The sequence below is a fragment of the Candidatus Methanomethylophilus sp. 1R26 genome (assembly GCF_001481295.1).
In the GTDB taxonomy this organism is placed as follows: domain Archaea; phylum Thermoplasmatota; class Thermoplasmata; order Methanomassiliicoccales; family Methanomethylophilaceae; genus Methanomethylophilus.
Genome location: NZ_LOPS01000018.1, coordinates 1 through 24,562, shown reverse-complemented (window position 1 = coordinate 24,562; position 24,562 = coordinate 1). Strand labels below are relative to the sequence as shown.

Below are 24,562 nucleotides of genomic sequence, written 5' to 3'. Positions count from 1 at the left end.
CATATCGTCCCCGCTCATCTGCTCATCCTCACGGATACGGAGAGGGCGTCGATCTGCCTCTGGAGCCTTGCCTCGGTCTCCCGGAGGTTCTGCATGGCCTGGTTATAGTAGCCGATGGAGATCTGGTTGGCCCGGTTGGAGATGGCGGTGAAGCAGGGCATGCAGATGTAGATCTGCGTGGGCGCCCCGCCGTTCTGGCCCTCCGCGAAGGGCAGGACCTCCCCGCTCTTCTCGCCTTTGACGAACATCTGGGACACAGTGGCGTTCTGGGACACGAAGTGGATGCCCAGGCCGTTGGCCGGCCTGCCGCAGATCCAGCACCTCCCGGAGGTGCTGAACGCCTTCATCGCGTCCATGTCCTCCTGCCCGGAGTCGCCGAGCTGCTTGCGGAAGGTGTAGGCCATCTGCATGTACTCGGCCGCCTGCTTCGGGTCGCCCTCGACGGCGCCCCTCCCCATGGTCTCGTAGGCGATGGCCTGGAGGATGAGCGCCTCCCTGGTCCCGGTGGATTTCGAGTTGCCGTTGGTCAGCTCGTCGATGGTGAGGCTCTGGTCACCGAACTCGGATGCGAACTCGCCGGCCACCGCGATCATCTGCTGGCCTTTGCGCATCCACTCCGAATCGGGGATCTCCTGCTGGGCCTCGATCTCGTGGATGTACGTCTCGCACTCCTTCCTGAGCTTGGCCGTGTCCACGTCCGTGATGCCGAACTTCAGGTTCCCTCCGGCGGCGTCGATCTTGCTGATGACCTGCTGGTAGGCGTTCTTTTGGTTGCGGTTCCTGATCAGATCGATGATGGCGATGTACAGGATGGCGAGGTCGCGGCTGCCGGTGTTCTTGGACACTGCGCTCTCGAACTTCTTCCTGGCCCCATCCAGATCGTTCATCTTGATGAGTTCCTGCGCTTCGTCGAAGAGGTCATCTCCGCTCTTGAAGAGTTTGAAGCCCATTTGCTGTCGTCCTCCCTTTGGATGCCGATTGTACTTTTTGTTATTAAAAACAATGTAAAGCCAGATTGTACTGTCGTAAACCTGCTGTCGGCAGGGGGACGCACGGGGGGCGGTTTGACTCCCACGGGTCATGGGGGGCCCCCCGTCCGTTGCGTGAGGGACATGCCCGGATCTGCCCGTCCGGGCCGCCCTCCGCGGTCCCCCGGTAAGCCCTTATGTTAAGACGCGTTAATATGCTGAAACCATGTTTAACGAATCTTCATATTCCGAAAATCAACCTTTTATTTTGGCGCCTCAGACCTAATCATACTCAAACATCTATCGAAAAGCGTTTGTTGCGTACAAATGTCTAACTGGTTTCATGAACAATCCTTATAAACAACATCTGTAATCCGCGCATCATGCAGAACTTCAGGTTCATAGCGGTTGAGAGCGCGATTTCCAAGGTTCCGTCCAAGGCCGAGCCTCCCGCGAAGGAGACGTCGGCATACTACGGGTGCAACGTCTTCGACAGGAGGGCCATGAGGAAGTACCTCTCCGAGGAGACCCGCAGGTCGATCTACGAGACCGTGGAAAGGGGCGCAACTCTTGACAGGAACGTCGCCAACCATGTCGCCGAGGGCATGAAGCGCTGGGCCATGGACATGGGGGCCACCCACTACACCCACTGGTTCCAGCCCCTCACCGGCGGGACCGCCGAGAAGCACGACTCCTTCGCGGACCCCCGCGGCCACGGCGAGTCCATCGAGAAGTTCGAGGGGAAGCTGCTGTTCCAGCAGGAGCCGGACGCATCCTCGTTCCCCTCCGGAGGCCTGAGGAACACCTTCGAGGCCCGCGGATACACCGCCTGGGACCCCTCGTCCCCTGCCTTCGTCATCGGCGACACCCTCTGCATCCCGACCGTCTTCGTCTCCTACACCGGCGAGGCCCTCGATTACAAGACCCCGCTCCTGAAGTCCGATTCCGCCGTCACCAAGGCCACAAAGGACGTCCTGTCCTACTTCGGCCAGGAGAACGAGGTCGTCCACTCCTACCTCGGGTGGGAGCAGGAGTACTTCCTCGTCGACAAGGACCTGTACATGCAGCGCCCCGACCTGGTCATGACCGGCAGGACCCTCGTCGGCCACGACAGCGCCAAGAACCAGCAGCTCGACGACCACTACTTCGCGGCCATCCCGCCCAGGGTGCTCGACTTCATGCGCGACCTCGAGTACGAGGCGTACAAGCTTGGCATCCCTGTGAAGACCCGCCACAACGAGGTCGCCCCCAACCAGTTCGAGATCGCGCCCGTCTACGAGCAGGCCAACCTCGCCATCGACCACAACCTCCTCCTGATGTCCCTCATGCAGAACATCGCGGAGAAGCACGGCTTCGAGGTCCTCCTGCACGAGAAGCCCTTCGCCGGCATCAACGGCTCCGGGAAGCACTGCAACTGGTCCCTCGGCACCGAGAGCGGCATCGGGCTGATGTCCCCCGGCAAGACCGACGAGGAGAACCTCAGGTTCCTCTGCTTCATGGCGAACACCCTCAAGGCCGTCTACGACAACAACGACCTCCTCAAGGCGGCCGTCCTCAACGCGGACAACGCCCACAGGCTCGGCGCCTCCGAGGCCCCGCCCGCGATCATCTCGTCCTTCCTGGGACAGCAGGTCAGCGGCGCCTTCGAGGAGCTCCTCAAGACCAAGGACATGGTCAAGATCGCCGGCAAGAAGGGCTACAGCCTCGGGATCCCCCAGGTCCCCGAGCTCCTGGTCGACAACACCGACAGGAACAGGACCTCGCCCTTCGCGTTCACCGGGAACAGGTTCGAGTACAGGGCCGTCGGGAGCAGCGCGAACTGCTCCGGTCCCATCACCGTGCTCAACACCATCCTGGCCGCCCAGCTCGTGAAGTTCAAGGCCGCGGTCGACAAGAGGATCAAGGACGGCACTCCCGTCCTGCAGGCGGTCCTCGACGAGACCCGCGAGACCTACAAGGCCGCTAAGAACGTCGTCTTCGACGGTAACGGATACTCGGATGAGTGGAAGGCCGAAGCGAAGAAGAGGGGCCTCGACTGCGAGACCTCCGTCCCCCTGTGCTACAACGCCCTCGACTCCAAGAAGGCCGTCAAGCTGTTCAAGGACACCGGCGTCATGTCCCAGGTGGAGCTCGAGAGCAGGAAGGAGGTCTTCCTGGAGATCTACTCCAAGAAGATCGCCATCGAGGGCAGGGTGCTCAGCGACCTGACCACCAACCACGTGATCCCCGTCGCGATCTCCTACCAGAACATCCTCCTGTCCAACGTCAAGAACCTGAAGGACATCTACGGCGACAAGGACTTCCGCAAGATGGCCGCCTCCCAGATGGACCTCATCAAGTGCATCTCCGAGGACATCTCCGCTGCCGAGTCCCTCGTCGACGAGCTCGACGCCCTCGACGCGAAGCTCAGGTCCGCCGCCGACGGCATGGGCCCCGCCAAGGAGTACCACGACAAGATGGTGCCCCTCCTCGAGGAGATCAGGAAGCACGTCGACAGCCTCGAGATGATGGTAGACGACCAGATGTGGCCCCTGCCCAAGTACAGGGAGCTGCTCTTCATCCACTGAGGCTCCCGTGATGGCCGCAGGTCTCGCAGATCCCGAGGGGAAGGACTCCTGCGGGGTCGGGATGGTCGTCTCGGTGGCGGGCGCCGCAGACCACAGCATAGTGGAGGCGGGCCTCCGCGTGCTGGAGCGCCTGGCGCACCGCGGAGCGGAGAACGCGGACGGCCTGACCGGCGACGGAGCGGGCATCACCGTCCAGATCCCCCATGCTTTCTACCAGAAGCTCGGGATGCCCCTGCCCGCCCCCGGTTCCTACGGGACGGGCATTATATTCCTGCCGAGGGACCCCAAGGCCGCGGAGGCGGCATGGGGCCGCTTCCGCACTGCATGCGCCGAGAACGGCCTGAGCATATTCGCGGACAGGGAGGTCCCTGCGGACCACTCCGTCCCCGGCCCTCTGGCACTTGCATCCGAGCCCCTCATGAGGCAGGCGTTCGTCGTCGGCGGATGCGGAGGCGTCGAGCTGGAGAGGAAGCTCTTCCGCGCCAGGAAGAGGGCGGAGGCGCTCAATTCGGCCGTGCCGGACTTCTACGTCTGCAGCCTCTCCACCCGCACGATCGTCTACAAGGGGATGCTGACCCCCGGGCAGGTCCGCGCCTATTTCCCGGACCTGAGCGACCCGGCCTTCGCCAGCTCCATCGCTATGGTGCATTCCAGGTTCAGCACCAACACCTCGCCCATGTGGAAGCTGGCCCAGCCGTTCCGCATGCTGTGCCACAACGGTGAGATCAACACCATCCGCGGCAACCGCGCGTGGATGGGCGCCAGGGAGGGGCTCCTTTCGAGCCCCGCCTTCCCGGACGTCTCCGATTTCTCCCCGATAGTCCAGCCGGGCATGAGCGATAGCGCTTCCCTGGACAACGTCTTCGAGTTCTTCACGCTCAGCGGCATGTCCGCCCCCAACGCGCTGACCTCGATGATCCCGGAGTCCTGGAACAGCAAGAACCCCATACCGGACTCCCTCAAGGCATATTATGAGTACTGCTCCATACTCATGGAGCCCTGGGACGGCCCCGCCGCCGTCCTGTTCACGACGGCAGGTTCGCCGGCGGGATGCTGGACAGGAACGGCCTCCGCCCTGTGCGCTACGCGGTGACCGACAGCGGCCTGTTCGTCCTCTCCTCGGAGGCGGGCGTCCTCGACGTCCCCTCGGAGCATATCGCGGAATCGGGCAGAATCCGCCCCGGCAAGATGATCCTCGTGGACACCGAGGAGGGCCGCATCATCAGGGACCCGGAGATCAAGGGCGCCCTCGCCTCGGCCTATCCGTACCGCGACTGGCTCGAGAAGAACAGGATCGACCTCGGGGACGTGTCCTCCGGGCGCTCCGTCGACCGCTCCGTCCCCGGCGCCCGCCGCCTGATGGCGGAGTTCAGCTGGTCCGAGGAGGACATCGACAGGATCATCCTGCCGACCATAGAGAAGATGAAGGAACCGGTCTCGTCGGCCGGCTCCGACATCCCCCTGCCTGTGCTCTCGTCGATGCCGCAGAGCTTCTTCAATTACTTCAGGCAGTCCTTCGCGCAGGTCACCAACCCTGCGATAGACCCCATCCGCGAGGAGCTCGTCATGTCGGTCACGGGCTACATCGGGTCGATCCACCACGACCTGCTCGTCCCGGCTCCGGAGAACTGCCGCATCGTGAAGGTCCGCCACCCGATCATCACCGACAGGGAGATCGACCTGCTGAGGAACCTCCGCTACCGCGGATTCTCCACTTCTACCATCCAGATCGTGTTCCCGGTATCGGACGGCCCCGCCGGCCTCGAGAAGGCCCTCGAGAGGATATGCGCCCAGGCCGAGGAGGCCGTCTCGGACGGGATCTCCTACATCATCCTGTCGGACCGCGGCGTGGACGCCGCCCATGCGGCGGTCCCGTCGCTGCTGGCCACCGCTGCCGTCCACCAGCGCCTCCTCGAGAAGAAGAGGAGGGTCGAGACCGGCATAATCGTCGAGACCGGCGAGGTCAGGGAGACCGAGCACGTCGCCCTGCTGTTCGCGTACGGCGCGAACCTCGTCAACCCGTACCTGGCATACTGCGAGGTCGAGTCCCTCTCCCTGGCCGGGAGGACCGGCTACGACCCGGACACGGCGGAGTACCGCTACGCCCGCGCGCTCGAGAACGGCCTCAAGAAGATCATGTCCAAGATGGGCATAAGCACCATCCGCTCGTACCGCGGGACCTGCCTGTTCGAGGCCGTCGGCCTCGACCGCGGGCTCTGCAACAAGTACCTCTGCGGCACCAGGTCCTGCGTCGGCGGCATCGGGCTGAAGGAGATAGCCGAGACCGTCCTCGCCCGCCACGCCGAGGCGTTCGCCTCCGAGCTGCCGGACTGCCTCCCCCAGACCGGGGTCTACACCCCGGTCAGGGGAGGGGAGAGGCATGCCTGGTCCGTCGAGGCCGTCAGGCTCCTCCATGCCGCGGCCTCCGACGCCGACGGCAGCGCCTACGACAGGTTCGCCGAGCATGAGGACCTGGGCGACGGCCTGTTCTACCTCCGCGACCTGCTCGAGCCGGCAGCCGGCAGGCCTGCAGACATCTCCGAGGTCGAGCCTGCCGGGTCCATCCTCAGCAGGTTCGTCGTGGAAGCGATGTCCTTCGGCGCCATCAGCAAGGAGGCCCACGAGACGGCCGCCGAGGCTGCCAACATGCTGGGGGCCCGCAGCAACTGCGGAGAAGGAGGGGAGGACCCCTCCCGCCCCGCCGCCAAGGCATCCAAGGTCCGCCAGGTGCGTCCGGGCGCTTCGGCGTCGACACGGAGTACCTGGCATCGGCCGAGGAGATCCAGATCAAGTGCGCCCAGGGCGCCAAGCCCGGAGAGGGCGGGCAGCTCATGGGGTTCAAGGTGGACTCCGTCATCGCGGCCACCCGCCACACCCTGCCGGGCGTCACCCTGATCTCCCCTCCGCCGCACCACGATATCTATTCGATCGAGGACCTGAAGCAGCTCATCCTCGACCTCAGGTGCGTGAATCCGTCCGCGAAGATCAGCGTCAAGCTCGTCTCCGAGGCGGGAGTGGGCACCGTCGCCTCCGGCGTCGCCAAGGCCGGGGCCGACATCATCCTCATCTCCGGCGGCGACGGAGGGACCGGCGCCGCCCCCATGTCGTCCATGCGCTACGCGGGGATGCCCTGGGAGGTCGGCCTCGCCGAGGCCCAGCAGACCCTCATGGCCAACGGCCTCCGCGGCCGCGTCAGGCTGCAGGTCGACGGGCAGCTCAGGACCGGACGCGACGTCGTGGTCGCCGCCCTGCTGGGGGCCGAGGAGTACGGCTTCGCGACGTCCGTCCTCGTGTCCATGGGCTGCGTCATGTGCCGCAAGTGCCAGACCAACAAGTGCCCCGCAGGCATCGCCACCCAGGACCCGGTGCTGAGGAAGAAGTTCAAGGGGACGCCGCAGGGCGTCGCCCGCTACCTCACGGACATCGCGGAGGACGTCAGGCGCCGCATCGCCGCCATGGGATTCCGCTCGCTGTCCGAGATCATCGGCCGCGCGGACCTGCTGGGTCTGCGCAGCGTCGAAGGCCCCGCCTCCTCCCTGGACCTTTCCCCGCTCCTGCATATGGAGAAGGGCGAGAGGGAGCTCGGCCCCGGCCAGCCCGACATGCTGTCGGAGCAGATCGACCGCGTGATAATGTCCGATGCCATGCCCGAGATCCGCAGGGGCGGGACGGTCTCCCTCTCCTATGCTATCAGGAACACCGACCGCTCGGTCGGGGCGATGCTCTCGGGCGAGATCAAGAGGCTGGGCCTCCGTCCGTCCGACGGCTCGGTCAGGCTGTTCTTCAAGGGGACGGCCGGGCAGAGCTTCGGAGCCTTCCTGACCGAGGGCATAACCCTGGAGCTCGACGGGATGGCCAACGATTACATCGGAAAGGGGCTGTCGGGCGGCAGGATCGCCGTCTTCAGGTCCGGATGCGAAGACCCAGGAGTGCTGGCCGGGAACACCGCCATGTACGGGGCCACCGCCGGTGAGCTCTATGTCGCGGGATCCGCGGGAGAGAGGTTCTGTGTCCGCAACAGCGGCGCGATAGCCGTCGCCGAGGGCGTCGGGGACCATTGCTGCGAATACATGACCGGAGGGCGCGTCGTCGTCCTCGGGCACTGCGGCAGGAACTTCGCCGCCGGTATGTCCGCGGGAATAGCCTATGTCCTCAACGATGACGGCGATTTCGACCGCCACTGCAACATGGACATGGTCGAGCTCGAGGCGCTGGACGTCCCGAAGGACTGCGCCGAGCTGAGAGGGATCCTCGAGAACCACGTCAAGTACACCGGGAGCGCGCTGGCGAAGTCCCTCCTGGCCGATTGGCCGGCGGCCTGCCGCAGGTTCCTGAAGGTCATCCCCGTCGGTTACAAGATGCTCCTGAAAGACGAGAGCAACTGATGGGGGGACGGCCGGAAACCCGGCCTGTCTCCCCTGTTTCAGGGTTTCTCTGGCTCTTCGATATATTCCACCGGGGTGGCCTTCAGCCCGACCACTCCCGCAAGGACGACCACCAGGAAGACGCCCATGAGCCAGTTGAAGTCATCGAGACCCAGTACCGCGGACACGATGACGGTCAGGCGACCCCCGACCCCGATCCATACTGCGTAGGCGGTGGTGAACGCTATGCCGTGCTTCATCGGCCACTCGAGGCAGACCATGCTGAGCGCCAGGAAGACCACGGTGACGATGTCCCAGGTCCACACGGTGAACTTCTCGGTGTAATCGACGCCGATGGACCATCCTATTTGAAATATCCCTCCCAGGAGGAGGACGATCCATGCCAGCATCTTCTCGTTAATGCCGATCGATGCCATCAGATTTCACCTGCCAGCCTGGTGCCGATGATCCCGATCACGATGAGGGCCACGAAGAAGATCCTCCTGGCGGTCAGCTTCTCCTTGTAGAGCACGCGGCCGATGGCGACCACGCCTGCCGCCCCGATCCCTGCCAGGACCGAATACGCGACTCCGGGGCCGATGTACGCATCTCCCGAAGAATCCTCCATCCCCACCGCGTATGCTAGTAAATATAAACATAAGAGGACCAGGACTATCGCCGCGATCCCCCACCCTTTCTTCTTGAATCCGTCAGACTTGTCAAGGCATGTAGGCCATATGGGCTCTATGCAGCTTGCCGCGAGCAGAACCGCCCAAGCTATCAATTCGCTCATGCACTTTTGAAGCCGCGAATTTGTAACTAAACAGGTTTGCGAACATGTTCGGGTCAGCATTTCTGTGCATCAGGTCTCTCCGCGCTTCCGGAAAGGCCTCCGGCACTAATCCTTAAAGGGATAATTTAATTTTAAAAATGATACTTTCAGGAATGTGTAAAATAAAGGAAGAAATCGGGATATTTTCGGATAATCCAGATAACGAAAAAGACACGTCCAATTGGTCATTAACCTAAGGTTGTCTACCAAAAGAATGTTTATATAGAAGAACATTCAATCAAGGCATAGTTCCCGAAGAGATTCTTCGGGCTAAAGGAGAATGTAAAAATGGGTATGGGCAACGCACCCGTGCTTATCCTCAGGGAAGGCACCAAGAGGGACAAAGGAAAAGACGCTCAGTTCAACAACATCACCGCTGCGAGGACCATCTCGGACGCTGTCAGGTCCAGCCTCGGGCCCCGCGGAATGGACAAGATGCTCGTCGACTCCGTCGGAGACGTCGTCATCACCAACGACGGTGTGACCATCCTCAAAGAGATGGATGTCCAGCACCCTGCCGCCAAGATGCTCGTCGAGGTCGCCAAGACCCAGGACCAGGAGGTCGGCGACGGTACCACCACCTCCGTCATCATCGCGGGAGAGCTCCTGAAGAAGGCCCTCGACCTGATCGACTCCAACGTCCACCCGACCATCATCACCGCCGGTTACAGGATGGCCAACGAGAAGGCCCAGGAGATCCTCAAATCCATCGCCACCAAGGTGGACCCCAAGGACGACAAGACCCTGAAGCTCATCGCCCAGACCGCGATGATCTCCAAGCAGGTCAGCGGCTCGAAAGAGTTCTTCTCCGACATGGTCGTCGACGCCGTCAAGACCATCATGGACAAGGACCCCGAGGGCAAGATGCAGATCGACCTCAAGAACATCCAGACCGTCAAGAAGGCCGGCGCCAACATGGAGGAGTCCGAGCTCGTGAAAGGCCTCATCGTCGACAAGGAGCCTGTCAACCCGACCATGCCCCACCTCGTGAAGAACGCCAAGATCGCCCTGGTCAACGTCGCCTTCGAGGTCAGGAAGCCCGAAGTGGACGCCAAGATCCAGATCACCGACCCCGCTATGCTCAACCAGTTCATCGCCGAAGAGGAGAAGACCCTCAAGGACATGGTCGAGTGCGTCAAGAAGGCCGGCGCCAACGTCGTCTTCTGCCAGAAAGGCATCGACGACCTCGCCCAGCACTACTTCGCCAGGGAAGGCATCTACGCCTGCCGCCGCGTGAAGAAGTCCGACATGGAGAGGCTCGGCAAATCCACCGGCGCCTCCATCATCAGCAAGATCTCCGAGATGACCGCCGAGGACCTCGGATACGCTGACACCGTCGAGCTGAAGTTCGTCGGCGACGAGCAGATGACCTTCATCAACGGCTGCAAGAACCCCAAGACCGTCTCCGTCCTCGTCAGGGGAGGGACCCAGCATGTCGCCGATGAGGTCGAGAGGTCCCTCGTGGACGCCTGGTCCGTCGTCAAGGTCTGCCTGGAAGACGGCATGATCGTCACCGGAGGAGGCTCCGCGGCCATGGAGATCGCCATGGGCGTCCGCGACTACGCCGCCTCCGTCGGCGGAAGGGAGCAGATCGCCATCGAGGCCTTCGCCTCCGCCATGGAGATCATCCCGACCACCCTCGCTGAGAACGCCGGTCTCGACCCCATCAACATGGTCATCGAGATGAGGAAGCAGCACAAGGCGGGCAAGAAGTTCGCCGGCATCAACCCCTTCACCGGCAAGGTGGAGGACATGATGAAGCTCAACGTCATCGAGCCCATCAGGATCGGCAAGCAGGCCATCAACTCTGCGACCGACGCCGCCGTCATGATCCTCAGGATCGACGACGTCATCGCTTCCAAATCCGGATCGCCCCAGTCGCGAGGGAGCCCCCGCTCCCGGAGCCGACGACTGAGCGGTACGCTGAGATCGAAGGGGGGTCCGTAAGGGCTCCCCCGACCACCGGTTCGGTAAGAACGGAGGCCGCGATTTGACAGAAAAAGAAGAATCCGACAGCGGAAGCGCTGGAAAGAAAGCTGATAAGAAGGCGAAGAAGGCCGAGAGGTCCGAGGAAGCCGGAAGGAGTCCTACGGAGAACTCGAGGCCAAGCTCGCCGAGGCCGAGAAGAACGCTGCGGAGTACCTCGACATGGCCCGCCGCAAGCAGGCCGAGTTCGAGAACTTCCGCAAGAGGACCGAGAAGGAGAACGAGGACTACCGCAAGTACGCGGTGAGCGGGCTCGTCTCCGAGCTAGTCAACGTCGCGGACGATCTCGGGCGCGCGCTCGAATCGGCGAAAGAGGACAGCCCCCTCAAGGACGGGGTCAGGAGCATCAGGGACAACCTGATGAAGATCCTCGAGGCCCAAGGCCTCAAGGAGATTCCCACCGACGGGAAGTTCGACCCCAACTACCATGAGGCGCTCATGGTGACAGAGGGCCCGGAGGACGACAGGATAGCTCAGGTGTACCAGAAAGGGTACACTCTGAACGGCCGCGTCCTGAGATGCGCCAAGGTCATAGTGACCAAGAAGAAAGAGCAGCCCCCGCAGGACCAGCAGCCCGCAGGAGATGCGAAGGCCCAGGAAGCCCCGGCCGACGGGAAAGGGGCCGAGTGAAACCGTTTACAATACCGAAAGCAGGTGAAGAAAATGTCAAAGATAATCGGAATCGATCTAGGAACGAGCAACTCCGCCGCCTCCGTGATGGAGGGCGGCAGGCCCACTGTGATCCCCAGCGCTGAGGGGACCTCCGTAGGAGGGAAGTCCTTCCCTTCGTACGTCGCGTTCACCAAGGACGGCCAGCTCCTCGTCGGAGAGCCCGCCCGCAGGCAGGCCGTCACCAACCCCGACGGAACCATCAAGAACGTCAAGAGGAAGATGGGGTCCAACGAGAAGGTCACGGCGCTCGGCAAAGAGTACACTCCCCAGCAGATCTCCGCTTACATTCTCATGAAGATCAAGAAGGACGCGGAGGCGTTCGTCGGCGAGCCCATCGAGAAGGCCGTCATCACCGTCCCCGCCTACTTCAACGACAACCAGAGGCAGGCCACCAAGGACGCCGGCAAGATTGCCGGCCTCGACGTGGTCAGGATCATCAACGAGCCTACCGCCGCGGCCCTCGCGTACGGCCTCGACAAGAGCGGCAAGGAGCAGAAGATCCTCGTCTTCGACCTCGGAGGCGGAACCCTCGATGTGACCATCATGGACTTCGACGACGGCGTCTTCCAGGTCCTCTCGACCTCCGGAGATACCCAGCTCGGAGGTTCCGACATGGATGAGGCGCTGACCAACTACGTCATCGGCGAGTTCCAGAAGGAGACCGGTATCGACCTGTCTAAGGACCACGCGGCCCGCGTCAGGGTCGTCGAGGCCGCCGAGAAGGCCAAGATCGAGCTCTCCACCACCATGCAGACCGAGATCAACCTGCCGTTCATCACCGCGGACGCCTCCGGCCCCAAGCACCTGGTGCAGACCATCACCCGCGCCAAGCTCGAGGAGCTCGTCGAGCCCATCGTGTCCCGCTGCCGCGGCCCGATCGAGCAGGCCATGAAGGACGCCAACCTCACCCCCGACGGCATCGACAAGGTCATCATGGTCGGAGGCCCGACCAGGATGCCCATCGTCCAGAACTTCGTCGAGTCCATCGTCGGCCCCAAGATCCAGCACGGCATCGACCCCATGGAGTGCGTTTCCATGGGAGCGGCCATCCAGGGAGCTGTCCTGTCCGGGGACGTCAAGGACGTCCTGCTGCTCGATGTCACCCCGCTGAGCCTCGGTATCGAGACCCTCGGAGGAGTCGCGACCAAGCTGATCGACAGGAACACCACCATCCCGACCAAGAAGAGCCAGGTGTTCTCCACTGCGGTCGACAACCAGCCCTCTGTGGAGATCAACGTCGTCCAGGGAGAGAGGAAGATGGCCGCCGACAACACCAGTCTCGGCAAGTTCGTCCTCGACGGAATACCCCCGGCGCGCGCGGAGTGCCTCAGATCGAGGTCACCTTCGATATCGATGCGAACGGCATCATCAACGTCTCCGCCAAGGACCTCGGCACCGGCAAGGAGCAGAAGATCACGATCGCTTCCTCGAACAAGCTGTCCAAGGAGGACATCGACGCCGCCATCAAGGACGCCGAGAAGTACGCCGACGCGGACAAGAAGAAGGAGGAGCTGATCAACGCGAAGAACTCCGCGGAGACCACCATCTACTCCGTCCAGAAGTCCCTGTCCGACCTCGGCGACAAGGTCACCAACGAGGAGCGCGCCCCCATCGAGAGCGCCATCTCCGACCTGGAGAACGCCTCCAAGGGAGACGACACCGAGGACATCAAGAAGAAGACCGAGGCCCTCCTCAAGGCGATGGAGCCCATCAGCGAGAAGATCTACAAGAACGCCACGCCCGAGCAGCAGAAGGCCGCCCAGGACGCCGCCAAGGCATACCAGGAAGCCGCCCAGCAGCAGAGCCAGGCATCCTCGGGCAGCGCCAAGGCCGGTGCATCCGAGGGGTCTTCCGCGAAGAAGGACGGGAACGTCGTCGACGCGGACTACAAGATCGTCGACGACGATCAGTGATCCGAAGAAGAGTGGTTGAACCATGCCCGATCAGAACAAAAGGGACTACTACGAGGTGCTGGGCGTCTCCAAGACGGCCACCGCCGACGAGATCAAGCACGCGTACCGTACCCTGGCGAAGAAGTACCATCCCGACGTCTCCACAGAGCCCAAGGACGTGGCCGAGGCCAAGTTCAAGGAGATCTCCGAGGCGTACGAGGTGCTCTCGGACCCCGACAAGCGCTCCCGCTACGACCAGTACGGCTTCGCGGGCGTCGACAGCTCGTTCGGAGCGGGCGGGTTCAACATGGACGACTTCGCCCAGGAGCACGGGGACGAGTTCGGGGATATCTTCGGCGACATTTTCGGGAGCTTCTTCGGAGGCTCCAGGAGGAACCGCAACCCGAACGCGCCCCGCCAGGGGGAGTCCCTGAGGTACGACCTCGAGATCACTCTGAACGACGTGCTCTCCGGCAAGACGGCCACTCTGTCCGTCCCCCACACGTCCCAGTGCCCCGACTGTCACGGCACCGGGGCCAAGGACGGCAAGACCCAGGTATGCCCGGAGTGCGGCGGCCGCGGCCAGATGCAGCAGGTCCGCCAGACCATGTTCGGGAGCACCGTCATGGTCTCGGAATGCAGCCGCTGCGGCGGAACGGGCAGGGTCTACGTGACCCAGTGCCCCAAGTGCCGCGGGTCCGGGATAGTGTCCAAGAACTCCAAGATCGAGATCAACGTGCCCAAGGGCGTCGAGGACGGCATGCAGATGCGCGTCCCCGGAGCGGGCGACGCCGGCGTCAACGGCGGGCCTTCCGGAGACCTCTACGTCGTCTTCCACGTGAAGGACAGCAAAGGGTTCAAACGCGACGGCCCCGACCTGTGGGTCGACGCCGAGACCACATATCCCAGACTGGTCCTCGGAGGCACCGTGAAGGTGAAGAACCTCGAGGACCAGGAGATCGAGGCCACCATCCCCTCCGGCACCCAGGTCGGAGGAGTGCTGAAGATCTCCGGGCAGGGGCTCCCGGTGCTCAACAGGGAGACCCGCGGGAACCTCTACATCCGCCTCGGCATCACCGTGCCCAAGAGGACCTCCGACTACGAGAAGGAGCTCCTCCTCAAGCTGGACGAGGAGGCCGGGAACAAGAGGACCCGTTCGAAGGTCGCCAAGGCCAGGGCCTCGCTCTTCGGCAAGAAGCAGCGACAGTCCTGATCCGGCGGCATCGGCCGGGCGCCGGTTCCACCTTCCCCGGCGCCTGGCACATTCAATTTTCGTTTCAGCCGCAGATGCCTGGCATCATCCGAACATCGGATCGGCGAAGGTCGTCATCTCGGGGATCAGCGCTTTTATCCCGCCGTCGTTCGCGTCCACGGTGTCCACCACCATCTTCACGACCCCGAGTATGACGTCCTTCGACGGGATGTGCCCGTCCATCAGGAAATGGTACCTGTACAGGAGGCGCCCCGATTCCGGGTCGAGTATGACGCCCCGAAGTGAGGGAGGAGTTGATGACGTTGAGCCCCTCGAGGATCGTGCCGAAGGACTGGCTGGGGGCCTTGAAGTCGAGGAGGCAGTCGAACATTATCACCGGGGCCTCGTCTGACACGGACACGGAAAGCTTCACCGGCATGTCGTCGCCTTCGAAGAGGCAGCAGATCTCCCTGTTGATCATGTCCTCCCGATACACCAGGTTCTCGCTGTCGAAGGCAGCGCGGATCTCTTTGTAAACACGTGCCGGCGTCCCGGCGGCCGACTTCCTGACAGAACCGAACATGCTGACAAAATACTCGGGGCTGTTTATATCAGATGTGCCCGAAAAAGGGGTCTGGAGGGGGGTTTCAGCTTTCAGAGGTCGAAAAAACCGTTCCGGTCGCGTTTGTATTTAAAATGTATTGCAGCGGCAACTGCGTTCCTAATTCTTCCCGATAGAGGGCAGAACAATCGGAGAAAGGTGATTTGCGGAGGAGATTTCTCCGGCCTCGATCGAATATTTGTGAGGCCGTGAGGGCGAATGAGGTCCGCCCTTGCAGACTGGATTGTCTGACGCTATAGCCAGGATTTTATAAGAGACATACAAATCCTGACGATGTGTGTGCCAGCTATAATGAGACATCCGGTGAAATCCGTAATGATGATGGCGCCTATTCAGATTATGATAAGACGTATGAGGATACGTCTTATTCCGACACATCATATTCTCATCATGGACGCACCTATGAGGACAGTTCTGAACCGCTCCGGCCTGGTTCAGATCCTGAATATGTGCCGGGCAGCTCTTCATCCAGTCATTACGATCATGAAGATGACAGCGGCCATCATGAAGATGGCCCCTCGGATGAGAGAACTTCGCCCAGTGCGTATAGTAGCTACGCAGAGCTGCTGCGTTCCAACTTCTCATTGACAGGATTGTTAGCGCTGATCGTGGCAGCATGTTCAGCATACTACACGATGATGGCGACTGCTGAAGTTTACGATGTATATTCATCTCAGGGGTTCTTTCAGGGCGTTCTTTCAATAATACTATACGTTATGGGGCCGGCGGTCACGGCATATTGTATGCTTTTCTTCATCCCTTATGGGACCATAGCAGTGTCTGCGATCGGCCTCGTTATCAACGGTTATGTTTATTCAACGGGCAATATCGATCTGTGGGTTCCTTTCAGTCTGCATGCCCTTTACGCTTGTGCATTGGTGCTTATAGCCGGAGTATTGGCCGCCGCAGATCGCCTGATGAAAGAGGATTGAATAATCGGAGAATAGTGGCAGTCATTGTCATAATAACAGAAAGATGCAATTTGCGTTATCCATATCGTTTTGCTTTCGACGCAAATAGAAATGGAGGCGAGGTGTCAGATCGGTTGTGCATCTTTGTGTTTAGAATGTATTGCATCGGTGCGGCATCGGTGTTTTCTGAGCCTGCATATCTATTTATGAGGTCATCTGATATGCTGAGGCATGTCAGAGAGCGCCCTCTGGGTAATCTTCATCATCATCTTCGTGACGGTGATGGCCGTCGACCTTTTCGCGGTCGACAGCAAAGAGACCCAGATCAACACCAAGAAGGCCGGGAGGCTCACTCTCATCTACATAACGATCGCGCTTCTTTTCGGCGTGCTCATCTATTTCGAGCTGGGGTCGGAGAGCGCGGCCTCCTACTACGCGGCCTATGCGATAGAACTGTCGATGTCCGTCGATAACCTGTTCGTCTTCATGGTCATCTTTGCCGCCTTCGCCATCCCGTTCCAGGACCAGCACAGGGTCCTCTTCTACGGGATCCTCGGCGCGATATTCCTCCGCCTGCTGTTCGTCGAGGTGGGAGCGGACCTCCTGGAGACCTCGATTGGATGATGTACATCTTCGGGGCCATCCTCATCTACACCGCTATCAAGACGGCGTTCAGCAAGAGCGAGGGCAAGAAGACCGAGGATACCCTGTCCTACAAGCTCAGCAAGAAGATCAACTCCACGCCCGACCTCCGCGGCGCGAAGTTCCTGGTCAGGGAGAACGGGAAGATGCTGGCTACCCCGCTCCTCCTGTGCCTCATCGTCATCGAGCTGTCGGACATCATGTTCGCCTTCGACTCGATCCCGGCGGCGCTGGCCATCTCCACCGACATCTTCCTGGTCTACACGTCCAACATCTTCGCGGTCATGGGCCTCAGGTCGATGTACTTCGTCATCAGGGACGTCCTCGGGAACCTCAGGTTCCTCAAGTACGGCCTCGGGGTCATCCTCATGTTCATCGGCCTCAAGATGCTGCTGTCGGCCGCGGACATCTGCGAAGTGAGCACCTTCGCCTCGCTGGCGGTCATCATCATAGTCCTGGCCGTCACCGTGGTCGCCTCGCTGGCCAGCAAGAACTCGTCCCCCTGATTCCATGCTGGCCGTTGCAGGCCCCGTGAGGGACAGGGAGGCGCCGGAGGCCCTGGCGCGGGACCCCTGGTGGCGTCCATGGGGAAAGGCGATTTCCTCCTGATCCTGGGAGGTTCGGGGGTGTTCGAGCCCCGCCGCGACCGGATGGAATCAATACGCCGCTGTCCTGCCTCCCCTGCACCGTCCTTTTCCTTGACGGGGCCTCCGACGATTACGATGCCGTCGATGATTATCCGGAGTTCCCTTGGAACGGAGGGATGACCAACGACGTCTGGCGCGGTGTCAGGAGGCTCTGCCGGGGGCAGGTGTTCGCCATTGACGGGCATACTTTCGCCGTCATGGGCGGCGCCTGCACGCCGGGAAGGGACGACAGGGGGAAGTACTGGGACTGGTGGCCGGAGCAGGACCCTTCCGCCGGGGAGGTCTCGGACGCTGTCTCCAATCTCGCCGGACACGGCGGGAAGGTGGATTTCGTGTTCTCCTGCGAGCGCCCGACGGAATGGATATCCAGGACAGGGGGCCCCGGGAGATCGGCGGCCTCGGACGCCTGCAGCGCCGTCCTGTCCCATTGCAGCTACGGGCACTGGTACTTCTCGTGCCTCGGGAGGGAAGAGGAGTTCCCGGACCTGAGAGCGACGTGCGTAGGCGGCAGGGCCGTCAGGGTCTTCTGATCCGGTTCCGCCGGAAAACATGTTGCCGGACGGCACTGGATATTGGATGCAAGAAGAGAACAGGGTGAAGAAGAGGTTTGCCGGGGCGGAGGGTCTCCGCCCCCGAGAAGTATCTCACTCGGAGATGGCCTCGGACGGCACTCGTCGATGCACGCGCCGCAGTCGACGCACTTGTCGGCGTCCACGACGGCAACGTCCTCGATGGTAATCGCGCCGTTAGGGCAGGCATCGGCGCAGGCGCCGCACCCGACGCATTTCCCGGCGTCGATCTTCACTGCCATCCGCGTCACTCGGTGATGGCCTCGGACGGGCACGCGTCGATGCACGCGCCGCAGTCCGTGCATTTTCCGGAGTCGATGACGGCGATGTCGTCGACGGAGATGGCTCCGCTGGGGCAGGCATCGGCGCAGGCGCCGCAGGCAACGCAGTTGTCGGAAACGATGGTAGGCATTTTTTTATCACCTTGAATCAAAAGTCGCGGTGATGGTATTTAAGCCGAACCTGCCTTCAAGGACACTTGATTTAGGCTCTTCTTATTACTATTTAAAACAGACTGGGACAGAAGGCGCTCGGCCTCGGAGATGCGCATCTCCCTATGCCTCGAAAAGAACAATACGCCGTCACGCATCCCCGCCGTCATGGAAGATCCGTATGCGGACGAGCTGTCCGCCGCCTGCGCCGCGGTCCGGGCCGCCGCCTCCGTCTACATGAACGCGGCGGACCCCCGCAGCTCCGAGAAGAAGAACGCCGTCGGCTCCTATGACACGGTCACGGATGCCGACACCGCCGCCCAGGAGGCCGCCGTATCTGCCATCCTGTCCGTCTTCCCGGACGACAGGATCATCGCGGAGGAGGGCAGGGACGGCGATCTCACCGGCGAGCGCACGTGGATCATCGACCCCATCGACGGGACGCTGAACTACCAGCACGGAATCCCCTTCTACGGCACCCAGGCCGTTCTTGCCGTCGATAAGGAGCCGGTCATGTCCGCCATCCTCCTGCCGGCCCTCGGCGAGCTGTTCACCGCCACGGCCGCCTCCGGTGCGCGCCTGAACGGGGAGCCGGTGCGCGCACATCCCGAGCGCGAGCTCAGGCAGTGCATCGTGTCCACAGGAGATTTCTCGAGGAAGAGCCAGGAATGGAGGGACGGGCACTACCGCATCATCGGCGCGATGAAGGACAGGGTAGCGCGCATCAGGATGTTCGGGGCCGCCTGCTCCGACTTCGCCTACCTCTCGGCGGGGAGGACGGACATACACATCCGCTACGTCAACAAGCTGTGGGACTTCCTCCCGGGGCTGTTCATGGCCCGCGTCTCCGGGGCCTACGTCGACGAGGAACTCCTGGCGGAGAAGAGGTTCCTCCTGCTCTCCGGCACCGAAAAGGCCGGGCGCGCGTTCAGGGAGCAGGTCCTGGAAGGAACGGATTTCCGAGCAGGCTGGAAATATTTAACGTGCATCCGCGATAACCGCTCCGATAGCAATGACCCAGAAAACCAAGGCTGATGCGAAAGGAGTCCCGGGGTCCTCGGCCTCCGCCGGGCCGGTGGCCGCCGAGGCGGCGCCGTACCAGAAGAAAGAGGGGCCCGCTCCCGCCGATTTCACGGTGGCGCGCATCGAGGCCGCCACGATGATAACCCTCGCCTGCAACACGGTCGCCGACATGCTGAACACCGACGAGGGCACCCAGTCCAGGAACGTGTCCATCAGGGCATGCGACAAGACCTTCAGGGACATGGAGAGGGCCGAGGAGAAGTGCAGGAAGGAAGGGGCGGACGATGCGGCCGATGCCCTTGCCAAAGGTATCGCGGCCTACAGGGAATACATCGCCAAGCACGAGGCCGCTGAATCGGCATCCCCTGCCGACAAAGGAAAGCTGAAAGGAGAGGCGGCCGCCGCCACCGAGCATCTCGCCGACGTCATGAACGAGATACTCCACGCGTTCTGAGGAAGCCTTCCAGATGGAGGGGAAGAACGTGGGGCGCCTCGGCCCGGGGGCGTTCCTGGCCCTGATCGTGGTCCTGGCGGCCTTCCCGCCCATGTCCACCGACATGTACCTGCCGGCCCTGCCGGTGATGGTGGACGAGCTGGGCACCACCGAGGCGGTCATGAACATGACCCTCTACGGGTTCATGTTCTCCATGGCCGTCTCCATCCTGATCCTGGGGCCGGTCTCGGACAAGTTCGGCAGGAAGAAGGTCCTGGTCTGCGCGCTTGCCGAGTACTGCATCACCACCCTTCTGTGCTCCCTGGCCCAGGGCGTCGGCGAGCTGATTGCCCTCCGCGTCCTCCAGGCCGTCGGTTCCGGGGCGGCGATGACGGTCTCCACCGCTTACGTCAAGGACGTCTACTCCGGCGCCCTCCGCGTCAGGATGCTGAACGTCGTCGCCGTCATCGGAGTGCTGGGTCCTCTGCTGGCACCTATCGTGGGCGCCGGCCTGATCTCCGTCTGGGGATGGAGGTCCACCTTCGTCGCCCCCGTGTTCGTAGGGATCGCGGCGTTCATCATGGTCCTGATGACCGACGAGACCCTGCCGCCCTCCGAGAGGGTCGAGGGCGGCGTCCGCCAGATGCTCAGGGGCATGAAGGAACTGTGCGGGAACCGCGCCTTCGTGGTCTTCACCGTGATGACCACGATCTTCAACCTGCCCTTCATGGGCTACCTCTCCGTTTCGTCCTACATCTACGAGGACATGTTCGGGATGAGCGAGGCCGCTTATTCCCTGCTCCTTGGGTTCACTTTGATCATGGGGACCGTGTTCATGACCGTGATAAACAAGCTCACGGGCAGCGTCGTGAACCGCCGCATGCTGAAGTTCTACCTGGCATTGGGGACGGTCAGCGCCGTCGCCATGCTGCTGGTCGGGAACAGGGAATGGTACTTCTTCCTCGTCGCGTTCATCATCTGCGTGACGGTGGGGACGGCCATCAGGCCCTGGGGCATGGGGATACTCATGGCCAGCCACCCCGGCGACTCGGGCGCGGTCTCCTCCCTGATGAACTTCATCTTCTTCATGATCGGATGCACGGGAATGGTACTGTCCACCCTCCCCTGGCCGGATTACGCCATAGGGATAGGCGTGCTCATAGCCGCCGCCGACATAGCGTACGCGGTGCTGTGGATGGCCTTCAGGAAGCGCCTGGGGGACCTTGCGGCCCTGGACTCCACCCCTTCGGGCAGGAACGCCGGCAGGGAGTGAGAAACGCCGGCGCCCGGCTCAGGCCTATGCCTCTTCCGAGGCCTGCGCCCTCAGCATGGCGGCGGCCTCGGCGCTCCCGTTGCCGGCCGCCCTTTCCAGGAGGAACCTCGCTTTGGCCGGGTCGCAGGGCACGCCGTCGCCCCTGAGGTACATGGAGGCGAGGAAGCACTGCGCGTCGCGGTGGTCGTTCATCGCCGCTCTTTCCAGATAGTATGATGATTTGGGCAGGTCGCGCCCTCCCGGCACTCCTCCCAGGTAGTAGGCCATGCCCAGCGCGTACTGGACGTTGCAATCGCCGGAATCGGCGGCCTCGATCGAACCTCTGAGCAGCTCCTCTGCCTTCGCCATGTCACACTCTCCTCCCATGCCGAGGCAGTTCATCCAGGCCAGGTACACCAGGGGCTCCGATTCTCCGCCGGCGGCCGCACTTTCGAAGTATCCGCGCGAGATAGCATAGTCCGCATCCGTCCCTGTTCCGCAGAAATACGCGATCCCCAGGAGGGTCTCGGCCTTGTGCACGCCCTGCGAGGCCAATGCCTCAAGCTCATCTATCCTGAAAGATTGCATGATTGTACGTCGTCTGCCGATAATTAAATCAAATCCCGGTAGGACGAATTGCTGTTACCTCAATCATCCAACATCATCCAGAGAACATTTTTCCGAGGGATGGAGTATTTAAGGGGTTTCGGTCAGCGGCTGTTTTCGAGGCATGTTCCCGGATCCGCGGTCCGCCCCGGTCTCAAAAGATTTTCCCGGTGCGTTCCTCTGGGACGTTCCCGGAGGCCTTGACCTTCCTCTTGACGTCCATGTAGACTGCTTGGTGGCCTCTACGTTGGTCATCGTGAAGACGAGGTGCCTTCCGGCGTGCTTGGCGACGGCATAGACCTTGGAGGACACGTGCGAGGCCATATCGTACTCCCCGAACTCGGAGTTCCTGAATATGCCGACGTTGACCGTCCCGTGCTTCCCTTCTATGCACTCGCCGATCTCCAGCTTCTCGTAGTCCCTGAGCAGGAGCCCTTCCATCTCATTGTAAGGGATCCTGCGGACGAAATAGGGGGTGGTGACGGACAGGGCGTCCTCCCCCGGCCTCGACGGAGATGCTCGGCATCTCATTTCCTTCCGGTGAAGACGACCCAGTGCTTGTCGGGGTTGGTTACGGCCTCGGCCTTCAGCCCTGCCTTCTCCATCAGCGATACCATCTCGCCGTTGGACACCAGGTGCACCTTGGAGGCCCAATCGGAGTCCGCCATCTCGGAGATGTCCTTCTCGAAGTAGGCCTCGGCGATAATCAGCATCATGCCGCCCTCCTTCAGCTTGGAGGCCGCCTCCGCGATGCCCTTCTCCAGGTCGGGCCAGAAGAAGTAGGTCTCCACCGCGGTGATGACGTCGAAAGTGCCGTCCGGGAATGGGATCCTGTCAGCGCTCGCCACGATCGCGTCGAGGTTGCCCAGGCGGTGGTAGACGCTGTTCCTCTCGAGGGTCATCTTCACTGCGGTCTCGGAGATGTCTATGCCCACGCACTTGGCGCGCGGATAGCTGGCGCTCAGCATGCGGAGGGTGTTGCCGCCCCCGCAGCCGATGTCGAGGACGTTCCGGATCTTCATGTCCGGATGCCCGCGGAGCTGCGACAGCCCCCACGCGGTCAGCTCCCGGTGGTGGTCGTTCATCCCTGCCAGGACCTTCCGGCCCTCCTCCCCCTGAGGGAACCCGCACTGTGCCAGTTCTTCTTCTGAAGTCATATCGTCACCGGCCATGCAATCATACCGCACACCATGCGCGGCGCACTGTTATAGGTTTCGAGGCAACAGTTGGATGCAGGCCCTGAACGGCCGGAGTCTGCCGGGTCCATCCATCCCAGCATTGCCGATGCAGCAAGCGTCGATGCCGTCCTGCAGGTCCACTGTTTTTAAGGCCGTTTTTGCAGTGATTTCACTGCAAATACCCCCAGTTAAAAATAGTAAAATACCTCAGTGACGATGATCATCGCATGGAACGCAAGATCTACGCGGAACTGATGGGGTGGAAGAACGATCCCGACAGGAAGCCGATGATCCTGCTGGGATGCCGGCAGGTCGGCAAGACGTTCATCGTCAGGGAGTTCGGGGATAGGGAGTACGGCAGCACCGTTTACCTCAACTTCGCCGACAATCCCGATGACAGGCTGCTGTTCCGGGGCAATCTGGATGCCGACAGGCTCGCCGATAGGATAATCGTCTCCAAGAACCTCCCTGCAGAAGGCAGGACCCTGCTGGTGCTCGATGAGATACAGGAATGCGACGATGCCTACTACTCCCTCAAACCTCTCTCATCCAAAGGCCGCTTCGACATCATAGCCACCGGGTCCTTCCTCGGCGTCACACTGGAGTCCGGGAAGAAGGATGACAGCGGTCAGGACGAGCACAGGGTCTCCCCGATGGGTTATGCCTGCGTGAAAAGGATGTACCCGATGGATTTCGAGGAGTTCCTCTGGGCCATGGGGGTCAACCGCAGCCTGATCTCCGATGTGAAAAAGTCTGTAACGGACGGAACCGAGATCGATCAGTACTACCACAGGACGCTCAGCGACCTGTTCAGGAGATATCTCGTCGTCGGGGGCATGCCGGCCGCAGTGAAGGCGTATTCGGAGACCGGCGACTATGCGGAGACCGTGAAGCGCCTCGATGAGATAGTGGCCATCCTCCGGATCGATGCCGGCAAGTATTCGCCGAAGAGCGATGTCATGCGCATCCAGGCCTGCCTTCAATCGATACCTTCGCAGCTGGCAGGAGGGAACAGGTCGTTCCAGTACTACGATATTGAGAAGAAGAAGGGCACCGGCAAGCGCGAGTACGGGACGGCATTGGAATGGCTGGAGAATGCGGGCATAGCCCTCAGATGCAGGAACCTCCTGTCCGTGGACCCGCCCTTGGACAACAACGTCGACGGCGATGCGTTCAAGATGTACCTGTGCGACACGGGCATCCTGATGTCTCTCTGCGGATACAGGGATGTGCAGGAGATCGTGGCCGGCGATCCGTTCACCAACAACGGCATGCTGATGGAGAACGCCACGGCGGACGCCTTGGCATCGAAGGGGTATCCGCTTTACTACTATGCGAAGAAGGACAGCACGCTTGAGGTCGATTTCGTTCTGAAGTACAAGGGCAAGGTGTGCATCGCGGAGATCAAATCCGGGAAGCACAAGAGGTCCAGATCGCTCAGCATGCTGCTGTCGGAGAAGAACAGGAACCGCATGGGCCTGAAGGTCTGCGACAACAACGTCATGACCGACGTGAACGGCGTCATGCACCTGCCCCTGTACGGCCCGTCCTTCCTGGAAGGGCCGGAGGTCCCGAGGATCGCCAGGGTCGATGTGGATGAGATCAACAGGAGATACAGTGCCGGGAAGGCCTGATCCCGGCAGTCAGCCGACGGAATACGCACGGTCAGGAATGTAAAATGGCGCCGAGAGAGAGATTCGAACTCCCGAGGTCTAGGACCAGTAGTTTTCGAGACTACCGCCATACCGGGCTTGGCTATCTCGCTCGGCGCCGAC

At 61.7% G+C, this 24,562-nt stretch carries 21 protein-coding genes, 1 tRNA gene and 3 pseudogenes; 15 read left to right on the top strand and 10 right to left on the bottom strand.

The window, feature by feature from the left end; all coding sequences use genetic code 11:
- Window positions 1–14: 14 nt before the first annotated feature.
- Window positions 15–950: a hypothetical protein gene (locus AUQ37_RS04170; protein WP_058747530.1), complete on the bottom strand. Its 936-nt coding sequence runs from the start codon at window positions 948–950 to the stop codon at window positions 15–17.
- Between the two features lie 401 nt (window positions 951–1,351).
- On the opposite strand from AUQ37_RS04170, the gene AUQ37_RS04165 reads away from it, so the two are divergent.
- Together AUQ37_RS04165 and gltB are read left to right on the top strand one after the other, a co-directional pair.
- A complete protein-coding gene (locus tag AUQ37_RS04165) occupies window positions 1,352–3,535 on the top strand; it encodes a glutamine synthetase III (protein WP_058747529.1) in 2,184 nt (727 codons plus the stop codon).
- Window positions 3,536–3,545: 10 nt separating this feature from the next.
- Window positions 3,546–7,920 (top strand): annotated as a pseudogene (gene gltB, locus AUQ37_RS13545) (glutamate synthase large subunit).
- A gap of 38 nt (window positions 7,921–7,958) precedes the next feature.
- On the opposite strand, the gene AUQ37_RS04155 reads toward gltB, so the two are convergent.
- On the bottom strand, window positions 7,959–8,336 hold the full coding sequence (locus AUQ37_RS04155) for a multidrug efflux SMR transporter (protein ID WP_058747528.1): 378 nt from the start codon (window positions 8,334–8,336) through the stop codon (window positions 7,959–7,961).
- Window positions 8,336–8,692: a multidrug efflux SMR transporter gene (locus AUQ37_RS04150; RefSeq protein ID WP_058747527.1), complete on the bottom strand. Its 357-nt coding sequence runs from the start codon at window positions 8,690–8,692 to the stop codon at window positions 8,336–8,338. The genes AUQ37_RS04155 and AUQ37_RS04150 overlap by 1 nt, the downstream gene beginning before the upstream one ends.
- A 327-nt stretch (window positions 8,693–9,019) precedes the next feature.
- On the opposite strand from AUQ37_RS04150, the gene thsB reads away from it, so the two are divergent.
- The 4 genes and pseudogenes from thsB to dnaJ all read left to right on the top strand — a co-directional run bounded on the left by thsB (window position 9,020) and on the right by dnaJ (window position 14,494).
- Window positions 9,020–10,678: a thermosome subunit beta gene (gene thsB / locus AUQ37_RS04145; protein WP_058747526.1), complete on the top strand. Its 1,659-nt coding sequence runs from the start codon at window positions 9,020–9,022 to the stop codon at window positions 10,676–10,678.
- Between the two features lie 189 nt (window positions 10,679–10,867).
- A pseudogene (locus AUQ37_RS04140) lies at window positions 10,868–11,347 on the top strand (nucleotide exchange factor GrpE); the annotation flags it as partial.
- 33 nt (window positions 11,348–11,380) lie between these two features.
- Window positions 11,381–13,302: pseudogene (dnaK, locus tag AUQ37_RS12245) on the top strand (molecular chaperone DnaK).
- Window positions 13,303–13,324: 22 nt separating this feature from the next.
- On the top strand, window positions 13,325–14,494 hold the full coding sequence (gene dnaJ, locus AUQ37_RS04130; RefSeq protein WP_058747525.1) for a molecular chaperone DnaJ: 1,170 nt from the start codon (window positions 13,325–13,327) through the stop codon (window positions 14,492–14,494).
- 84 nt (window positions 14,495–14,578) lie between these two features.
- Here the strand turns inward: dnaJ and AUQ37_RS10905 are convergent, their stop codons facing one another.
- Complete coding sequence (locus AUQ37_RS10905; protein ID WP_201013737.1) at window positions 14,579–14,716, bottom strand: hypothetical protein; 138 nt, start codon at window positions 14,714–14,716, stop codon at window positions 14,579–14,581.
- Between the two features lie 74 nt (window positions 14,717–14,790).
- Between AUQ37_RS10905 and AUQ37_RS10900 the strand changes: the two genes are divergently transcribed.
- From AUQ37_RS10900 to AUQ37_RS04105, 5 genes are all read left to right on the top strand, one after another.
- The gene (locus AUQ37_RS10900) at window positions 14,791–15,009 is read left to right on the top strand and encodes a hypothetical protein (protein ID WP_201013736.1); all 219 of its coding nucleotides are present in this window, start codon (window positions 14,791–14,793) and stop codon (window positions 15,007–15,009) included.
- 361 nt (window positions 15,010–15,370) lie between these two features.
- Window positions 15,371–16,027, top strand: a complete 657-nt coding sequence (locus AUQ37_RS09925; protein WP_157844274.1) for a hypothetical protein — start codon at window positions 15,371–15,373, stop codon at window positions 16,025–16,027.
- A gap of 210 nt (window positions 16,028–16,237) precedes the next feature.
- Window positions 16,238–16,630 (top strand): hypothetical protein, encoded by a 393-nt coding sequence (locus AUQ37_RS12930; protein ID WP_201013735.1) that lies wholly within the window; start codon window positions 16,238–16,240, stop codon window positions 16,628–16,630.
- Entirely contained in the window at window positions 16,627–17,154 is a 528-nt protein-coding gene (locus tag AUQ37_RS10890; RefSeq protein ID WP_201013734.1) for a DUF475 domain-containing protein, read from the top strand. Before AUQ37_RS12930 ends, AUQ37_RS10890 begins: the two co-directional genes overlap by 4 nt.
- A 257-nt stretch (window positions 17,155–17,411) precedes the next feature.
- Complete coding sequence (locus AUQ37_RS04105) at window positions 17,412–17,825, top strand: hypothetical protein (RefSeq protein WP_058747522.1); 414 nt, start codon at window positions 17,412–17,414, stop codon at window positions 17,823–17,825.
- Here the strand turns inward: AUQ37_RS04105 and AUQ37_RS09510 are convergent.
- On the bottom strand, window positions 17,729–18,106 hold the full coding sequence (locus tag AUQ37_RS09510; protein ID WP_082662398.1) for a DUF362 domain-containing protein: 378 nt from the start codon (window positions 18,104–18,106) through the stop codon (window positions 17,729–17,731). The two genes, AUQ37_RS04105 and AUQ37_RS09510, sit on opposite strands and share 97 nt — an antisense overlap.
- Before the next feature lie 5 nt (window positions 18,107–18,111).
- The gene (locus tag AUQ37_RS04100) at window positions 18,112–18,276 is read right to left on the bottom strand and encodes a DUF362 domain-containing protein (RefSeq protein WP_058747521.1); all 165 of its coding nucleotides are present in this window, start codon (window positions 18,274–18,276) and stop codon (window positions 18,112–18,114) included.
- Between the two features lie 187 nt (window positions 18,277–18,463).
- Between AUQ37_RS04100 and AUQ37_RS04095 the strand changes: the two genes are divergently transcribed.
- The 3 genes from AUQ37_RS04095 to AUQ37_RS04085 are packed head-to-tail and all read left to right on the top strand — an operon-like array spanning window position 18,464 to window position 21,024.
- Window positions 18,464–19,330, top strand: a complete 867-nt coding sequence (locus AUQ37_RS04095) for an inositol monophosphatase (RefSeq protein WP_058747520.1) — start codon at window positions 18,464–18,466, stop codon at window positions 19,328–19,330.
- Entirely contained in the window at window positions 19,308–19,772 is a 465-nt protein-coding gene (locus AUQ37_RS04090; protein WP_058747519.1) for a hypothetical protein, read from the top strand. The genes AUQ37_RS04095 and AUQ37_RS04090 overlap by 23 nt, the downstream gene beginning before the upstream one ends.
- 13 nt (window positions 19,773–19,785) lie before the next feature.
- Window positions 19,786–21,024 carry an MFS transporter gene (locus AUQ37_RS04085; RefSeq protein WP_235584914.1) on the top strand — a complete coding sequence of 413 codons (1,239 nt, stop codon included), beginning with the start codon at window positions 19,786–19,788 and terminating at the stop codon, window positions 21,022–21,024.
- Window positions 21,025–21,048: 24 nt separating this feature from the next.
- Here the strand turns inward: AUQ37_RS04085 and AUQ37_RS04080 are convergent, their stop codons facing one another.
- The 3 genes from AUQ37_RS04080 to AUQ37_RS04070 all read right to left on the bottom strand — a co-directional run bounded on the left by AUQ37_RS04080 (window position 21,049) and on the right by AUQ37_RS04070 (window position 22,766).
- Window positions 21,049–21,591, bottom strand: a complete 543-nt coding sequence (locus AUQ37_RS04080) for a tetratricopeptide repeat protein (protein ID WP_058747518.1) — start codon at window positions 21,589–21,591, stop codon at window positions 21,049–21,051.
- Window positions 21,592–21,699: 108 nt separating this feature from the next.
- Window positions 21,700–22,140, bottom strand: coding sequence for a hypothetical protein (locus tag AUQ37_RS04075; protein ID WP_058747517.1), 441 nt, complete (start codon window positions 22,138–22,140; stop codon window positions 21,700–21,702).
- Window positions 22,137–22,766, bottom strand: a complete 630-nt coding sequence (locus AUQ37_RS04070; RefSeq protein ID WP_058747547.1) for a class I SAM-dependent methyltransferase — start codon at window positions 22,764–22,766, stop codon at window positions 22,137–22,139. Before AUQ37_RS04070 ends, AUQ37_RS04075 begins: the two co-directional genes overlap by 4 nt.
- Before the next feature lie 248 nt (window positions 22,767–23,014).
- Here AUQ37_RS04070 and AUQ37_RS04065 point away from each other — a divergent pair, with 248 nt between their 5' ends.
- The gene (locus tag AUQ37_RS04065; protein ID WP_058747516.1) at window positions 23,015–24,421 is read left to right on the top strand and encodes an ATP-binding protein; all 1,407 of its coding nucleotides are present in this window, start codon (window positions 23,015–23,017) and stop codon (window positions 24,419–24,421) included.
- A 45-nt stretch (window positions 24,422–24,466) separates the two neighbouring features.
- On the opposite strand, the gene AUQ37_RS04060 is transcribed toward AUQ37_RS04065, so the two are convergent.
- Window positions 24,467–24,551: transfer RNA gene (locus tag AUQ37_RS04060), tRNA-Ser, on the bottom strand.
- Window positions 24,552–24,562 lie beyond the last annotated feature (11 nt).

Coding starts and splice junctions, on each gene's coding strand:
- AUQ37_RS04080 (WP_058747518.1), bottom strand. CDS start 21,591: ATGCAATCTTTCAGGATAGATGAGCTTGAGGCATTGGCCTCGCAGGGC.
- AUQ37_RS12930 (WP_201013735.1), top strand. CDS start 16,238: ATGTCAGAGAGCGCCCTCTGGGTAATCTTCATCATCATCTTCGTGACG.
- AUQ37_RS04165 (WP_058747529.1), top strand. CDS start 1,352: ATGCAGAACTTCAGGTTCATAGCGGTTGAGAGCGCGATTTCCAAGGTT.
- AUQ37_RS04150 (WP_058747527.1), bottom strand. CDS start 8,692: ATGAGCGAATTGATAGCTTGGGCGGTTCTGCTCGCGGCAAGCTGCATA.
- AUQ37_RS04155 (WP_058747528.1), bottom strand. CDS start 8,336: ATGGCATCGATCGGCATTAACGAGAAGATGCTGGCATGGATCGTCCTC.
- AUQ37_RS10905 (WP_201013737.1), bottom strand. CDS start 14,716: ATGGACGGGCACATCCCGTCGAAGGACGTCATACTCGGGGTCGTGAAG.
- AUQ37_RS04090 (WP_058747519.1), top strand. CDS start 19,308: ATGACCCAGAAAACCAAGGCTGATGCGAAAGGAGTCCCGGGGTCCTCG.
- AUQ37_RS04170 (WP_058747530.1), bottom strand. CDS start 950: ATGGGCTTCAAACTCTTCAAGAGCGGAGATGACCTCTTCGACGAAGCG.
- AUQ37_RS04075 (WP_058747517.1), bottom strand. CDS start 22,140: ATGAGATGCCGAGCATCTCCGTCGAGGCCGGGGGAGGACGCCCTGTCC.
- AUQ37_RS04070 (WP_058747547.1), bottom strand. CDS start 22,766: ATGACTTCAGAAGAAGAACTGGCACAGTGCGGGTTCCCTCAGGGGGAG.
- AUQ37_RS04085 (WP_235584914.1), top strand. CDS start 19,786: ATGGAGGGGAAGAACGTGGGGCGCCTCGGCCCGGGGGCGTTCCTGGCC.
- thsB (WP_058747526.1), top strand. CDS start 9,020: ATGGGTATGGGCAACGCACCCGTGCTTATCCTCAGGGAAGGCACCAAG.
- AUQ37_RS10890 (WP_201013734.1), top strand. CDS start 16,627: ATGATGTACATCTTCGGGGCCATCCTCATCTACACCGCTATCAAGACG.
- AUQ37_RS09510 (WP_082662398.1), bottom strand. CDS start 18,106: ATGGCAGTGAAGATCGACGCCGGGAAATGCGTCGGGTGCGGCGCCTGC.
- AUQ37_RS10900 (WP_201013736.1), top strand. CDS start 14,791: ATGACGTTGAGCCCCTCGAGGATCGTGCCGAAGGACTGGCTGGGGGCC.
- AUQ37_RS04095 (WP_058747520.1), top strand. CDS start 18,464: ATGGAAGATCCGTATGCGGACGAGCTGTCCGCCGCCTGCGCCGCGGTC.
- dnaJ (WP_058747525.1), top strand. CDS start 13,325: ATGCCCGATCAGAACAAAAGGGACTACTACGAGGTGCTGGGCGTCTCC.
- AUQ37_RS04100 (WP_058747521.1), bottom strand. CDS start 18,276: ATGCCTACCATCGTTTCCGACAACTGCGTTGCCTGCGGCGCCTGCGCC.
- AUQ37_RS04105 (WP_058747522.1), top strand. CDS start 17,412: ATGACCAACGACGTCTGGCGCGGTGTCAGGAGGCTCTGCCGGGGGCAG.
- AUQ37_RS04065 (WP_058747516.1), top strand. CDS start 23,015: ATGGAACGCAAGATCTACGCGGAACTGATGGGGTGGAAGAACGATCCC.